Annotated in this window: 12 protein-coding genes; 7 read left to right on the top strand and 5 right to left on the bottom strand. The window is 70.3% G+C overall.

Annotation, left to right across the window (positions count from 1 at the left end; translation table 11 throughout):
• Positions 1-77: 77 nt before the first annotated feature.
• Positions 78-2,261, bottom strand: a complete 2,184-nt coding sequence (locus K933_RS16020; RefSeq protein ID WP_023395800.1) for a glycoside hydrolase family 3 N-terminal domain-containing protein — start codon at positions 2,259-2,261, stop codon at positions 78-80.
• 182 nt (positions 2,262-2,443) lie between these two features.
• On the opposite strand from K933_RS16020, the gene K933_RS16015 reads away from it, so the two are divergent.
• Together K933_RS16015 and K933_RS16010 are read left to right on the top strand one after the other, a co-directional pair.
• The gene (locus K933_RS16015) at positions 2,444-3,313 is read left to right on the top strand and encodes an NAD-dependent epimerase/dehydratase family protein (protein WP_049947953.1); all 870 of its coding nucleotides are present in this window, start codon (positions 2,444-2,446) and stop codon (positions 3,311-3,313) included.
• A gap of 53 nt (positions 3,314-3,366) precedes the next feature.
• Positions 3,367-4,587, top strand: coding sequence for a mandelate racemase/muconate lactonizing enzyme family protein (locus K933_RS16010; protein ID WP_023395798.1), 1,221 nt, complete (start codon positions 3,367-3,369; stop codon positions 4,585-4,587).
• Between the two features lie 70 nt (positions 4,588-4,657).
• On the opposite strand, the gene K933_RS16005 is transcribed toward K933_RS16010, so the two are convergent.
• The gene (locus tag K933_RS16005) at positions 4,658-5,803 is read right to left on the bottom strand and encodes an ABC transporter ATP-binding protein (RefSeq protein ID WP_023395797.1); all 1,146 of its coding nucleotides are present in this window, start codon (positions 5,801-5,803) and stop codon (positions 4,658-4,660) included.
• Positions 5,804-6,026: 223 nt separating this feature from the next.
• Between K933_RS16005 and K933_RS16000 the strand changes: the two genes are divergently transcribed.
• From K933_RS16000 to K933_RS15990, 3 genes are all read left to right on the top strand, one after another.
• Positions 6,027-6,959: a carbohydrate ABC transporter permease gene (locus tag K933_RS16000; RefSeq protein WP_023395796.1), complete on the top strand. Its 933-nt coding sequence runs from the start codon at positions 6,027-6,029 to the stop codon at positions 6,957-6,959.
• A complete protein-coding gene (locus tag K933_RS15995) occupies positions 6,956-7,783 on the top strand; it encodes a carbohydrate ABC transporter permease (RefSeq protein WP_023395795.1) in 828 nt (275 codons plus the stop codon). Before K933_RS16000 ends, K933_RS15995 begins: the two co-directional genes overlap by 4 nt.
• Positions 7,784-7,906: 123 nt before the next feature.
• On the top strand, positions 7,907-9,439 hold the full coding sequence (locus K933_RS15990) for an extracellular solute-binding protein (protein WP_023395794.1): 1,533 nt from the start codon (positions 7,907-7,909) through the stop codon (positions 9,437-9,439).
• Positions 9,440-9,541: 102 nt separating this feature from the next.
• Here the strand turns inward: K933_RS15990 and K933_RS15985 are convergent, their stop codons facing one another.
• The 3 genes from K933_RS15985 to K933_RS15975 form a co-directional block, all read right to left on the bottom strand.
• The gene (locus K933_RS15985) at positions 9,542-10,735 is read right to left on the bottom strand and encodes an MFS transporter (protein ID WP_023395793.1); all 1,194 of its coding nucleotides are present in this window, start codon (positions 10,733-10,735) and stop codon (positions 9,542-9,544) included.
• 92 nt (positions 10,736-10,827) lie between these two features.
• Positions 10,828-11,016, bottom strand: a complete 189-nt coding sequence (locus K933_RS15980; RefSeq protein ID WP_023395792.1) for a hypothetical protein — start codon at positions 11,014-11,016, stop codon at positions 10,828-10,830.
• 165 nt (positions 11,017-11,181) lie between these two features.
• Positions 11,182-11,421, bottom strand: coding sequence for a hypothetical protein (locus tag K933_RS15975; RefSeq protein ID WP_049947951.1), 240 nt, complete (start codon positions 11,419-11,421; stop codon positions 11,182-11,184).
• 296 nt (positions 11,422-11,717) lie between these two features.
• Between K933_RS15975 and thsB the strand changes: the two genes are divergently transcribed.
• The gene (gene thsB / locus K933_RS15970; protein WP_023395790.1) at positions 11,718-13,319 is read left to right on the top strand and encodes a thermosome subunit beta; all 1,602 of its coding nucleotides are present in this window, start codon (positions 11,718-11,720) and stop codon (positions 13,317-13,319) included.
• Positions 13,312-14,934, top strand: coding sequence for a thermosome subunit alpha (gene thsA / locus K933_RS15965; RefSeq protein WP_023395789.1), 1,623 nt, complete (start codon positions 13,312-13,314; stop codon positions 14,932-14,934). Before thsB ends, thsA begins: the two co-directional genes overlap by 8 nt.
• Positions 14,935-15,010: the final 76 nt, after the last annotated feature.

The following is a 15,010-nucleotide window of genomic DNA, read 5'->3' as shown; positions in this document are numbered from 1 at the left end:
CCGCCCGGTCCCCCCGAGCGCCGCGCGGTGGGAGAGCCGTCACCGGGGTGGTCGGGGGGTCGCGTCACGGGTCGGGGTTACGAGTAGCGCCGCTCGACGTCGAACTCGGCGCTGAGGTCGCCGGCGAACACCCGGTGTGTCCCCGCCTCCGGGGTCCGGTCGCCGTCGTCGCCTATCACGCCGGCGTCCTCGACGGCGAGCGGGACCGTGGCGACGTCGGTCTCGCCCGCGTCGAGTTCGACCCGCGCGAACCCGGCGAGCTCCCGCACGGGGGTGACGCGCGAACTCAACACGTCCCGGACGAACACCTCGACCGTCTCGACGCCGGCCCGCTCGCCCGCGTTCGTGACGGTCACCTCCGCGTCGACGGTGTCGCCGGGACCGACCGTCTCGGCCGACAGCGTCAGGTCGTCGTACGCGAACTCCGTGTAGCTCAGGCCGTGTCCGTAGGCGAACAGCGGGTCGTAGCTGTCGACGTGCGACTCCTCGGCGCCGTGGTGGCGGGGGTGGGGGAGGTAGTTGAACCTGACCGGCACCTGCCCCTCCGACCGGGGCACCGAGATGGGGAGCTTCCCGTGGGGGTTGTACGCGCCGAACAGCACGTCCGCGACCGCCCCGCCCTCCGACCCCGGCTGGTACGCCATCAGGACGCCCGGGACGTGTTCGGCGACCCACGGCGTCGCCAACACCCGACCCGTCACGAACACGACGACGGTCGGCGTTCCGGTCTCGTGGACCGCCTTCGCGAGGTCGAGTTGGGCGTCCGGCAGCGTGAGTTGCGTCCGCTTGGGGAACTCGTCGGCGGTGTCGCCGAGCGTGCTCCGGGAGAACTCGTGGACGTAGTCGGGTTCGCCGAGCACCACGACCGCGGCGTCGGCGTCGGCCGCGGCGTCCGCGGCGGCGTCGACGTCCCCCGCCTCGTTGATCCCGCTCCCGGGTTCGTGCGTGACGGTGGTGTCGTCGCCGACGGCCGCCTCGATGCCGTCGAGGACGGTGTCGCCCATCGGGTCGGGGTCGCGGACGTTCCCCCAGCCGCCGTGCTGGTGGGCGATGTCGTCCGCGTTCGGCCCCGTGACGAGCACCTCCCCGAGGTCGGGTGACAGCGGCAGCACGTCGTCGTCGTTCTTCAGCAGGGTCATCGTCTCGCGGGCGACCCGCCGGGCTATCTCGCGGTGGTCGTCGCTGCCGAGGGTCCGCGTCGCCTCGTCGACGTCGACGTAGGGGTCGTCGAACAGGCCGAGTTCGAACTTCGCGCGGAGGACGCGCCGCGCGCTCTCCTCGACCCGGCGCTCGGAGAGTTCGCCCGACTCGACCAGGTTCACGATGGCGTCGGTGTACGTGCTCCCGCCCGAAGGGAGGAGGTCCATCCCCGCGGAGACGCTCTGCCAGATGGACTGTTCGAGGTCGGCGGTCGTGTCGTGCGCGCGGTGGAGGTCCTCGGCGCCGCGGTAGTCGGCGAGCACGAACCCCTCGAACCCCAGTTCCTCGCGGAGCAGTCCCGTGAGTATCCGCTTCGACCCGTGGACCGGTTCGCCGTTGATGGAGTTGTAACACGGCATCACCCCGCCGGTCCCCGCGTCGATGCCCGCCTGGTACGGCGGGACGTGGACCCGTCGCATCGTGTACGTCGACACCTCGTTGGGCGCGGTGTCCTCGCCGCGAACGCCCTCGCTGTACATCGGGAAGTGTTTCGTGACCGCGAGCACGCTCTCGGGGTCGCTCGGGTCGTCGCCCTGGTACCCCTCGACCATCGCCGCGGTCATCCGCGCCGAGAGGTACGGACTCTCGCCGAACGTCTCGGCGATCCGCCCCCACCGCTGGTCGCGCGCCACGTCGCCGATTGGGCTGGAGGTCGACTGGACGCCGGTCGCGCGCATCTCGGTCGCCGCGACGCTCGCCGCCTCGCGCGCCAGGTCGGGGTTGCGCGTCGCCGCCATGCCGAGTTGCTGGGGGAAGACGGTGCTGCCCGCGACCGCCGCGTGGCCGTGTTCGGCCATCGCGCGCAGGAACACCGGGACCCCCAGCCGCGACTCCTCTACGGCGACTCGCTGGGCCGCGTTCGCCACCTCCGCCTTCGCCTCGGGCGTGTTGTGCGGCGTCCCCCCGAAGTGGACCGAGCCGACGTGGTGGTCGCGGATCTCCGACTCCATCTCCGCGACGTCCTCGTGAGGCGGCGTCCCCACCATCTGCCCCACCTTCTCCTCCAGCGTCATCCGTTCGAGCAACTCCTCCACCTGGTGGTCGAACCGGCGTGTCACCATAGGACACACACGGTCGATCGTTACTAAAGCCGTTTCGGTTGCCCCACCTCCGTGCCGGCTCGTCCGTCCATCTTCCACCGGCCGCCGTCGTCCCCGTCGCCGTCGCCAGCGCCGTCGAGAGGCGCGTTTCCCGTCCGAACCTACACGAAAGAAGCTTGTAGTAGCGCGCCGAACCGGACGGCGTGAAGGTCCTAGTCACGGGTGCGTACGGTCGGGTGGGAACCGCGCTGATAGACCACCTCGCCGACCGCGAGGCGTACGAGTTCACCTACCTCAACCGGTCGGACCGGCCGGCCGACCACCCCTACGGCGGCCACGACACGGTGGTGGCCGACGTGGCGAACTACGACGCGATCCGGCCGGCGTTCGACGGCCAGGACGCCGTGGTCCACCTCGCGGCGTACCCGACCACCGACGGGAGGTGGGAGGACGTGTTCGAACCCAACCTGGTCGGGATGAACAACGTCCTGAAGGCGGCGCGGGAGGCCGAGGTTGGGACGTTCGTCTTCGGCTCCACCCACCACGTCGTCGGGATGTACGAGACGGACAACGCCCCGGAGATATACGACCCCGACTTCGGTCTCGTGATAGACCACACCGACCCCGTCCGGCCCGACTCCCACTACGCCGCGACGAAGGTGTTCGGCGAGGCGTACGGCCGCTACTACACGGAGAACTTCGACTACCCGACGCGGTTTTACGCGCTCCGGATCGGCAGCGTCCGGATGCCCGACGACGACCACCCGTACGGCGACGCCGAGAGCGGCTTCTCGGTGTCGGCGACGCTCGGCACCGACGAGGCGGACGCGAACCCCGACCGCGACAGCGAGCGGTACCGGCGGAAGGTGCTCCGGATGAAGTCGACGTGGCAGTCGCGGCGCGACTGCGCCCACCAGTTCGACTGCTGTCTCCGCGACGACGACGTGACGTTCGACGTGTTCTACGGCGTGAGCGACAACGACCGGCGGTGGCTCGACATCGACCACGCGCGGGAGGTGGTCGGCTACGACCCGCAGGACAACGCCGAGGAGTGGGACGCGCCGCCCGAGTAGCCCGACCCGTCGGAACCTACAGTATTAATACGGTCGTTCACCCAGTGCGTGGCATGCGTGACTTCTCCAACCACGCGGTGAACCGAGCGCCCGAACGCGACGTCGAGATAACCGACATCGAGACGTGCGTCGTCGAGGGCAACTTCGAGTGGAACTTCGTGCGGGTCCACACCGACGCGGGCGTCACGGGACTCGGCGAGTCGTACCGCGGCGGCGGCGTGACCGGCATCATGGAGTACATGAAGCGCTTCCTCGTCGGCGAGAACCCCCTCGACGTCCAGCGACTGTTCCGACGGATGGTTCAGGAGACGTCGGGTCACGGCGGCACCACCGGCAAGGTCGTAACCGCGGCCACCGGCATCGAGATCGCGCTGTGGGACATCGCCGGGAAGGTACTCGACGTCCCGGTCTACCAACTCCTCGGCGGGAAGTACCGCGACGCGGTGCGGATCTACTGCGACTGTCACGCGGGCGAGGCGTTCGAGACCGACGACGGCTACGAGGCGTACGCCGACGCCGAGGCGTACACCCCCGAGGCGTACGCCGCCGAGGCCGCCCGGGTCGCCGACATGGGGTTCACCGCGCTCAAGTTCGACCTCGACATCGAGTCGGACAACGACCCCGACCCGTACAACGGCCGCCTGCGGAACGACGACATCCACCTGAAGACGGATATCGTCGAGGCGGTCCGCGACGAGATCGGTTACGAGATCGACCTGGCGTTCGACTGCCACTGGGACTACTCGCTCGACAGCGCCAAGCGGCTGGCGACGGCGCTCGAACCGTACGAACTGATGTGGCTCGAAGACCTGATCCCGCCGGAGAACATGGACGTCCAGCGGGAGGTGACCCGGTCGACGGCGACGCCGGTCGCGGCGGGCGAGAACCGCTTCCGCGTCCACGAGTTCAAGGAGATGCTGTACGACCAGGCGGTCGACATCGTGACGCCCGACCCCTCGACCTGTGGCGGGCTGGGCGAGTCGATGCGGATCGCCGACCGCGCGGAGGAGAACTACATCGTCTTCTCGCCGCACAACGTCTGTAGCCCCGTGGGGACGGTGGCGTGCGTCCACCTCTGTGCCGCCGCGCCGACCGCCGACCTCCTGGAGTACCACGCGCTCGAAGTCGACTGGTGGGACGACCTGCTGACGCGCGACGACCCGCTGATCGACGAGGGGTACGTCGAGGTGCCCGAGGCGCCCGGGCTCGGGATAGAACTCGACGAGGACGTCGCCCGCGAGCACTTACTCGACCCGGGCACGATGTTCGACTGAGAGGGAGGAGACCCCGGCTCGTTTTCCGCGCGGTGCGTGGCTCGAAGCGGCCGACGGCCGCGCTCGGCGCTCAGCGCACCCGGCGGCCGCGTCCGTCGAACAGCCAGACGTGGTCCTCGTCGAACCCGACGGGGAGCGGGCTGTCCGTCACGTCGACGCGACTCTGCGTCTCGATGGCCGTCATCTCCGTTCCCCCGGCGGAGAGGTAGATGGCGTCGTTCGGCCCGTGCGGTTCGATCACGTCGATCGACGCCTCGAACAGCGGGTCGTCGCCGCCGAGTACGAAGTGTTCGGGCCGCACCCCGAGTTCGACCGTCTCGCCCTCGGGGAGTTCGTCGGGCCAGGAGTCGTCGAGGACGGTGCGGAACAGGTCGGACTCCACCGCGATCCGGCCGCCCTCGGGGCTCGCGACACAGGAGAAGAAGTTGGTCGACGGCGACCCGATGAAGTCGGCGACGAACCGGTTCGCCGGCTCGTTGTATATCTCGTACGGGGTCCCCTGCTGCATGATGTCGCCGTCGTTCATCACGACGATGGTGTCGCCCAGCGTCATCGCCTCCTCCTGGTCGTGGGTGACGAAGATCATCGCGCGTTCGAGTTCGCGCTGGAGCCGCTTCACCTCGGTCCGCATCCGGTCGCGGAGGTTGGCGTCGAGCGCCGAGAACGGTTCGTCGAGGAGGAACGCGGCGGGTTCGGTCACCATCGCCCGCCCGATGCTGACGCGCTGTTGCTGGCCGCCGGATAGCTCCGCCGGCCGCCGGTCGAGCATCTCGCCGATACCGAGCATCTCCGCCGACTCGCGCACCCGCGTCTCCTTCTCCTCGCCCGAGAGCTTCGTCGCCATGTCGAGTCCGAACCGGATGTTCTCGCGGACGGTCATGTGGGGGAACAGTGCGATGTCCTGGAACACGAACGCGAGGTTGCGGTCCTTCGGCTCGTGGTAGGTGACGTCCTCGCCGTTGATCGTGACGCTGCCGGAGTCGGGCACTTCGAGCCCGCAGATACACCGGAGCGTCGTGGTCTTCCCACAGCCCGACGGTCCCACGAGCACGACGAACTCGTTTCCGCCGATGGCCAGGTCGACGTCGTCGACGGCGACGATGGTCCCGTCCGCGAACGTCTTGACGAGGTTCCGGATCTCGATGGCGGTCCCGCCCGTCTCGGGGGCGGACGCGCGAGCGTGCGCCGTCGGCTGCCCCTCGTTGTCTGTTGCCATACTGCTCTGATAATATAGTAACCGGAGATATAAACGTAGCGACGCTCGCTCGTCGGTCGGGGCTCGACTACCCGTCGGCGGACCGACCCCCCCATAGAAACATTCATGTGTCTGCGGAGTCCGCTTCGACACGAATCCACATGATAGATGCGAACAGTCGCCGACGAACGCGCACAGCGCCCCTCGGCCCGGGCGGCAGGGTCGCGTAGGGGGGAGAGACGAGATGAGCTTGGAGAGCACGACGCTTCCGGGACGGCTCACCCGGGCGCGGGAGTCGTTCAACGAACACAGGCTGGCGTACCTGTTCGTCCTCCCGACGGCGTTCTACTTGGTGTTCCTGTGGTGGGTGCCGTTCCTGTGGGGGATCTGGATGAGCTTCCACAGTTGGCCGCTGTTCGGCGAGGTGGAGTTCATCGGGCTGGACAACTACGCGTACATCCTCTCGTGGGACGTCTTCTACACCTCGCTGCGGGCGACGGTCGTCTACGGGTTACAGACGATCCCGCAGTTGGTCCTCGGCGTCGTCGCGGCGCTCATCGTCTGGGACATGGACCGGTTCGAGGGCGCGGCGAGTTGGGCGTTCCTCGCGCCGTACGTCTTCCCGCCGCTGATCATCGGTACGCTCTGGAAACAGATCCTCGACCCCAACTCGGGGGCGTTCTTCGCGTACCTGATGGAGTGGGGAATCCTCGACCAGCCCGTCTACTGGACCTCCGAGGGCAACGCGGCGCTCGCCGTCATCACCCTCGTCGGAACGTGGACGTTCTGGCCGCTGGTGTTCCTGCTCGTCGTCGCCTCCCTGCGCGGCATCCCGAAGTCGCACATCGAGACGGCGAAGGTGTACGGCGCGAGCCGGTGGCAGCGCTTCCGGAAGATCATCTTCCCCCAGATCCAGACGGCGGTCATCATCGCGCTGATCCTCCGGGTGATCTGGAACCTCGGGAAGATCGAACAGCCGCTCCAGCTCACCCGCGGCGGGCCCGGCTGGGACACGTCCGTCCTCGGCATCGTCCTCTACCGGCTGGCGTGGAACCGCCAGGAGATGGCGCTGTCGTTCACCGTCGGGCTGTTCCTCGCGCTGCTGTCGTTCACCGTCGTCATCGGCCTGATCGTCCTGTTCGAGCGGCGGAGTTCGGGGGTGAGCTTCCAGGGATGAGCACCGATTCCGCACCCCGCCGGTTCAGTTGGTGGCCGCTGTTCAGGAACTTCCTCGCGGGCGTCATCGCGGCGATGACGCTGCTCCCGCTGATCTACGGCTTCTCGGTGTCGGTCAGGCCGCGGAGCGAGGTGTTCGGCGACCCGCACCTGATCCCGTACGAACCGACCCTCGAACCGTACGTCGCGGTTCTCGACCAGATCGGGCCGAACCTCGTGTTCAGCCTGTTCACCGCGGTTGGCGTGTCGATCCTCGTCTTGGGCATCGCGATCCCCGGCGCGTACGCGTTCGCGCGCTTGGAGTTCCCCGGGCGCCGGAAGATATTCTACATGATCGTCCTGATCATGCTCCTCCCCATCGTGGGGCTGATCATCCCGCTGTTGACCCTCTGGCACGAACTCGGGCTGTACAACACGATCCTCGGTCTCTGGCTGGGTATCGTCCCCGGACAGATCCCCGTCGCGCTGTGGATCTTCCGCGACTACTTCCAGAAACTCCCGCCCAACATCGAGGAGGCGGCGATGGTGTACGGCACCACGCGGTTCGGGGCGTTCACGCGCGTCGTCCTCCCGCTCGCCGCGCCGGCGATGATCGCCGTCGCGTTCTTGGGGTTCCTCTGGGGGTGGAACGCGTTCCTGTTCCCCAACCTGCTGACGACCAGCGGCGGCCCCCGACCGGCGATCGTGAACCTGTTCACGGCGCTGAGTCCGGACTCCACCAACCCCTGGCCGTACATCATGGCGATGACGTTCACCATCGGGCTCCCGCCTGCGGTCATGTACGTCGCCTCCCGGCGCTACCTCGAGGACGCGCTCAGCTTCTGACCGCGTTCTCACCCGCCTCGACTCCTCGTCCGCTCCCGCTCGTTTTTCGGTTCCCCGTCGCCCCACCCTCATGATGGATAATTATATATGCGGCCGGGGGCTACGTGTGGGTGGCGATAGCAAATGGCAGACAAGAGACGCCAGTCCACGCGGCGGGACGACGGTGACCGCGAGGCGGACGACACGGGAGCGATCTCCCGGCGCCCGTTTCTCAAGGCGACCAGCGCGGGCCTCCTCGGGGGTGCCCTCGCCGGCTGTAGCGGCAACGGCGACGGCGATGGCGACGGGGGCGGCGGAGGCGGAGGCGGCGGTGACGGGGGTGACGGAGGCGGCGGCGGTGGCGGCTCCGAGACGACGGCGCAGGCGACCGTCGAGGCCGACCTGAGCGGCGTCGAGTTCGACTTCTGGGAGCGGCAGTACTACGACGAGTCGCCGGCCGCCCAAGAGGCGCTCGAGACCATCATCGGCAACTTCGAAGAGCAGACGGGCGCGACGGTGAACGTCAACTTCCAGGGCGACGAACAGCCGCTGATCGACGCGTTCAACCAGGGGACGTACCCCCAGGCGATGACCGAGTTCGCCCAGAGCATGGGCAACTGGATGCAGACGGGGCAGATCCGGCCGTTCGCCGAGTACCAAGACGAGTTCGACTACGACGTGATGAACTCGATCGGCGCGCTCAACGAGGCGGTCGATTTCACCTTCCGCGGGTGGGACGAGGGGAACACCGTGTTCCCGATCACCGCGAACGTCTTCGCGCCGTTCGTCGGCCGGATGGACCTCTACGAGGAGGCGGGGCTCGACCCGGACAGCGACTTCCCGCCGGAGAACTTCGAGGAACTGGTCGAACACGCGACGGCGCTTCAGGAGGACTCCAGCGCGCAGATCGGCTACCAGCCCGTCCACGACACCGTCGACAACCAGGACGTCTACTTCAACCAGTGGATGGCCGCCGACGGCGGCGCGGAGGGGTACTTCTTCAACGAGGACTGGTCCGACCTCAACGTCGACAGCGACCTGTGGCACACGTGGCTCCAGCGCGACATCGACCTGTTCCGCGAACACGGGTTCGGCACGCCCGACACGCCGACGATGAACGACGAGGAGATCACGCCGCTGATGATCAACGGCCGGGTCGCGCTGTCGAACCAGGCGCCGATGAACCTGCCCGGGTTCGTCGAGCGCGGCGGCGACATGTACCGCGAGAACTTCCGGTGGGCCCCGTCGTTCGGGCTGGGAACCGGCGTCAACGGCCGCGCGCTCATCCCCGGCGGCGTGCTCATGCTCCCGCCCGACGGCGCCGACGAGGCGACCTGGGAGGAGAAACAGCAGGGTGCCATCGAACTGCTGAAGTACTTCAACGACCCCATCCTCCAAGTTCAGACCATGCCGAGCCTCGGGTTCATGCCCGCCAACCAGAACCTCTGGGAGGAGATCCCCAACGAGATGAACGGGTTCGCGGAGACGATCAAGTCGACGGCGGAGAACGCCAAGTACGGCTACCCGGCCCACCCCGACTTCGGGCCCATCGGGTACGACATCTTCGGCGCGAAGAAACAGCAGGCCTCGCAGGGCGAACTCAGCGTCGACGAGGTGCTCGAACAGACGTACGACGAGGGGATGGAACTCGTCAACGACTCTCAGTGGGCGGCGTAAGAACCCGCGGCACCGTCGGTTCGCAGTTTTCTGCCGTTCCGAGCGACGCCGCCGACGCGTTCGGTCGTCGTCCGCTCCCGTGGGACCGTCCGCGGCGCCGGCTCACCCGCGGGCCGAGAGCCACGCGTTGAGCGCCGTCGCGGCGAGCAGACACGGGACCAGGCCGGCGAACGCGACGAGGTACGACCACCGTTCGGCGGCGAACCCGACGTACGTCGGCCCGAGGCTCCCGACGCCGAGATACACCGTCCCGAGGGCGCCGAAGTCGCCGCCGGCGCTGTCGTCGGGGAACAGCGCCAGCACGTAGGCGTTCATGCCCGGCCAGTAGCTCGCCATCCCGAACGCGAACGCGAGAACGCCGACGACGGCGGTCGTCGCCCCCTCGCCGAGGACGACGGCGAGCAGTCCGCCACAGCCGACGGCCGTGGCTCCGAGCGTGACCGTCGCGTGTCCGATGCGGTCGCCGACCCACCCGGTCGCGGGGGTCGTCACCACCCCCACGAGGTAGAATCCGGCGTACGCGGCGGCCGCGAGCGGAGGCGAGAACCCCCGTTCGGTCTGGAGGAACAGGGGGAGGAACGCCAGCGACCCCCGCTGGACGAACATGACCAGTCCGGCGCTGAGCACCGTCCGGCGGATACGCGACCTGCGGACCAGCCGCCGGACGGTCGACACCGGCGCGAGCCGCACCCGCGAGACCACGTACTGCTCGTCGTTCCACCGGTGGAACAGCGGGAGGACGACGAGGAATCCGACCACCACGGGGACGAACGCGGCCCGCCAGGGGGCGGCCGCCAACACCGCGACGGCGAGTCCGGACGCGAGGATGCCCCCGAGGTTGACCGCCGCGTTGTTGACGCCGATGGCCTGGCCGCGACGGTCGGCGTACAGGTCGGACAGCAGCGCGAACGCCGCCGGGACGTACAGGCCCGCGCCGACGCCGACGACCGCCATCCCCACGAGGAACGTAGCGTACGCCGTCGCGGTCGACAGGAGGGCGAACCCCGACACGAGCGCGCAGAGCGCGGCCGCGACGACCGTCTTCCGCGAGAGTCGGTCGGCCGCCCGGCCCCCCGGGTAGCGACACGCCGCGCTCAGCGCCGCCATCGCGGTCACCCCGACGCCCGCCTCCGACGGCGTGATCGCGAGTCCCTCGATGATGGCGGGCAACAGCGGCGCGAACAGCGCCTGTCCCCCGACGACCAGCAGCGAACACGTCGCGACCAACCCGAGTAGCCGCCCGGCGTACCCGCCGGCCAGGCGTCCGGGGCGCTCCCGCCCATCCGCCGCGGTCATCGCGGGTCGCGGACCCCACTCGGCCGGGGGCGGCGCTCGTCAGCGCCCGGGGGCGGCCCGCCCGGCCGGCGCGAGCGACGACTCGTCACCGGTCACTCCTTGTAGATGCAGAACTCGTGGCCCTCCGGGCACTCAACCGTCTGTACGCTCGTCCCCTGAAAGACGAGGAGCGCGTCGAGGAGGCTCCGGTCCTTCTTGACCTCCGTGACGCGTTCGTCCCCTCGTACCGTGATCTCCGTCTGCTCGCCGCAGTGTGGACAGCCGATGGTCTCGACCGACATGGGCGTATCTCTGACCGCGAGCGCATGTAGCTGTTCCTACCGGAGACGGCCGCGGACGGCTGGGGACGGCCCGGGACCCGGGTTCCCCCCGGCGATACGGCGGTCCCGGCAGTGCGGAGGTGCCGGCCGCGTGGCGTCGCCGTGCGGCGCTACGGGACGGCCCCGCTACAGGTCGATGCGGTACTCGCCGAACTTGGCCCTGACGCGCTCGTTTTGCACCTTCCGGTAGAGGACGACCCCGAGGGCGAGGGCGACGATGCCGAAGAACGCCGCCGCGCCGGAGTAGCCGAGCGTGACTGCGGCGTACGCCAACACCAGCATGAACGCCGTCAACAGCAGTTGGCGGCCCGAGTTCACCATGATCTTCGCCATCGTGACCGGACCGGTGGATGCGCTCTCGGACATACGCTATGCTGTACCACGGCGTGGTATATATGTGCTCGGTCGACCGGCGCGACCGACCCCGGCGCGTCAGTCGCTCGCTCTCGCTCGTCGGCCAACGGGCCGTACCGGTACAGATCGATGCGCGCGTCGTCGACGGACTCCCCCCTACGAACACGTGACCAGCCACGACCCGAGTCGATCCGCGGCCACAGATCGGTTGCTCGTGACGCCGGGAACGCTCGGATCGGGGCACGGTAGCCGCCGCGTCCGCGCCCCGGCGCGCACAGGTTTAAGACCGCCGACCACTACCACGGTGTATGGGAACGGTAGTCACGTCCACCGCCGGCGACGGAACTCCCTCGACGGCGGAGGTCCGCCGAACCGCCGCGGCCGTCGGCGCCACCCTCGGCGAGACGGTCCGCACGACGCTCGGCCCGACGGGGATGGACAAGATGTTCGTCGACGGCAACGGGATGGTTCTCCTGACGAACGACGCGAAGACGCTCCTCGGGGAGATGCGTGTTAACCTCGACTTGGTACCCGCCGCGGGGCTGCTCGCCGACCTCGCGGTCGAACAGGACGAGTCGGTGGGCGACGGGACCGCGACGGCCGTCGCGCTCGCGGGTGACCTCCTCGGCCGGGCCGCCGACCTCTTCGAGAGAGGGGTGCACCCGACGACGGTGGCGGACGGCTACGCGCTCGCCGCCCGGCGGACGGGAACCGCGCTGGCGGACGCCGCGAGCGCGGCGCCCCTTGACGACGGGCCGGGGGTCGATGGTGGGGGCGACCTCGGCAGTGCGACGGCGGAGGGCGCGGTGCGGACGGCGGTCGCCGGGTGGGGGAACGACCGGGACGAGGCGACGCTCGCCTCGCTGCTCGTCGAGGCGGCGACGGAACTCGCCGCGACCGGCGACGTGGACTGGGACCGGGTGACGGTGACGAAGGTTCCGGGCGGACGGGTCGCGGACAGCTACCTCCAGCGGGGGGTGCTGTACGAGGGCGAACCGGTTCACGCCGCCATGCCGCGACTGCTCGAACCCGCGCGGGTCGCGTGTCTGAACACGAACCTGACCCCCCGGACGACGACGGGCGACCACGGCCCCGTGACGCTCGACGGCGCCGACGACGCCGACCGGCTGCTCGCGTTCGAGGCGGAGACGGTCGAAGCGCGGGCCAGACGGCTCGTCGACAGCGGGGCGAACGCGGTGTTCAGCGACAAGAGCGTCGACGAGCGGGCCCAGCAGTTCTTCGCCGACCGGGGCGTGCTCGCGGTCAGGCGCGTCGCCGAGAGCGAACTGCGGGCTATCGCCCGCGCGACGGGCGCCGCCGTCACCGACGCCGGCGTCGTCGACCCCTCGGACCTGGGGCGGGCGGCGTCCATCGAACACGGCAGGCTGGGCGGCGAGGACGTGTTCACCGTCGCCACCGAGGACGCCGACTGCGTCGCGGTAGTGGTGCGCGGCGGGAGCAAACAGGTGCTCAACGAGATGGAGCGGGCGGTGCGGAGCGGGTTCGCGGCGCTCCGCGCGCTCTCGCGTGACCCGCGGGTCGTCCCCGGCGGCGGCGCGGCCGAGGTGGGCGCGGCGATGGACCTCCGCGCGTACGCGACCCGCCTCGACGGTCGCGAGCAGTTTGCGGTCGAGGCGTTCGCGGACGCGCTCGAACTCGTCCCGCGGACGCTCGCGGAGAACGCGGGTCTCGACGCGCTCGACGCGCTCGTCGAGTTGCGCAGGCGCCACGACGCGGGCGAGGCTGCGGCGGGCGTCCGCGCCGAGACGGCCGACCTCGGGGACGCGACGGCGGCGGGTATCGTAGACCCGCTGTGGGTGAGACGGCGGACGGTCGCCGCGGCGGCGGACGCGGCGTCGCGGCTCCTCCGGGTCGACGCGGTCGTCCCCGCGGGGGACGCCGATGAGTGAGCGACGGGGGAGGGGCGACACGCGCTTCGCGGCCGTCGCGACCGACGACGTGGGGCACCTCCGCGGCGCCGACGCCCGTTCGTCCAACGTCGGCGCCGCCCGCGCGGTCGCCGACACGGTGCGGTCGACGCTCGGGCCGGCCGGACTGGACACGATGCTCGTCTCCGAGCGCGGGTCGGTCACCGTCACGAACGACGGGGAGACCATCCTGAAGTCGATGGACGTCGACCACCCGGCGGCGCGCGTCGTCGTGGAGGTGGCGAAGGCGCAGGCGACGGCGGCGGGCGACGGGACGACGACCGCGGTGCTGTTCGCGGGCGAACTGCTCCGAGGGGCCGACCGCCTGCTCGACCACGGGACACCCCCGGCGGCGGTCGTGACCGGCTACCAGTGGGCGGCCGACCGCCTGCTCGACGAACTCGACGACCTGGCCGACCTGGCCGACCCGGTCGACCCGGCCGACTTGGACGACCCGGACGACGACCTGCTCCGGCGGGTCGCCGAGACCAGCCTGACGGGGAAGGCGGTCGAGGGGCACGCGGGCGTGCTCGCCGGACTGGTGCTCGACGCGACCGCCGCGGTCAGGGTCGGGCGCGTCGTCGACCTCGACTACCTCGAACTCGTCGCGCGACCCGGCGCGAGCGCCGCCGCCTCCGAACTCCGCCGCGGGGCGGTCCTCGACGCCGGGCCGGTCGCCGACTCGATGCCGACCGACCTCGCCGGCGCGCGCGTGCTCGTCCTCCAGGAGACGTTCGACCTGCCGGAACCCGAGACCGAAGCGCGGGTGGCGGTCGGCACCGCCGACGGGCGCGGACGCCTCCGCCGCCGCGAGACCCGGCGCGCGCGCGACGCCGCCGACCGGGTTACGGACCTCGGCGTCGACGTCGTGCTCTGTCACGAACGGGTCGACGACCGGATCGCCGCCCGACTGGCCGCGCGGGGCGTCCTCGCGGTCGAACACCTCGAGCGCGAGGGGGTCGACCTCGGCTTCCTCCAGGAGGTGACGGGGGCGACCGCCGTCTCGGGCTCCCGGCACGCGACCCGCGACAGCCTCGGGCGTGTCGACGTCTCCCGGGAGGGTTCGAACGGCCCGCTGTACGTCGAGAACCCCGACGGCCACGGCGTGACGCTCGTCGTCCGCGGGTCGACCGACCACGTCGCCGCGGAGGTCGAACGCGCCGTGAGCGACGCGGTGGACGTCGTCGCGCGGACCGTCCGCGACGGGCGCGTCGTCGCCGGCGCGGGCGCGACCGAGACCGAACTCGCCGCGCGCCTCCGCGCCGCCGCACCCGGCGTCGACGGCCGGCCGCAACTCGCGGTCGAGGCGTTCGCGGACGCGCTCGAAGCCGTCCCGACGACTCTCGCGCGCAACGCCGGTCTCGACCCCGTCGACGCGCTCGTCGCCCTCCGCGCCGCGCACGCGGACGGACGGACGGCCGCCGGGGTCGACATCGCGACCGGCGGGGTGGCGGACGCGACGGCGGCGGGCGTCGTCCAGCCCGCGTACGTGCTCGAACAGGCCGCGTACAACGCCGCGAAGGTCGCCTCCGCACTCCTCAAGGTCGACGAGGTGATATCCGTGGGCCGGCGCGAGTTCGAGACCGGGGCGGGATGACGCGGCGAACGCGCCCGCCGCCCGAGGACCGCCGAGCCGACCGTCGTTGATGTGACCCGCCACCGTACACCACTTG

Origin of the sequence: Candidatus Halobonum tyrrellensis G22 (genome assembly GCF_000495475.1) — an archaeon.
Taxonomy (GTDB): domain Archaea; phylum Halobacteriota; class Halobacteria; order Halobacteriales; family Haloferacaceae; genus Halobonum; species Halobonum tyrrellense.
This window is presented reverse-complemented; position numbering and strand designations above follow the sequence as displayed.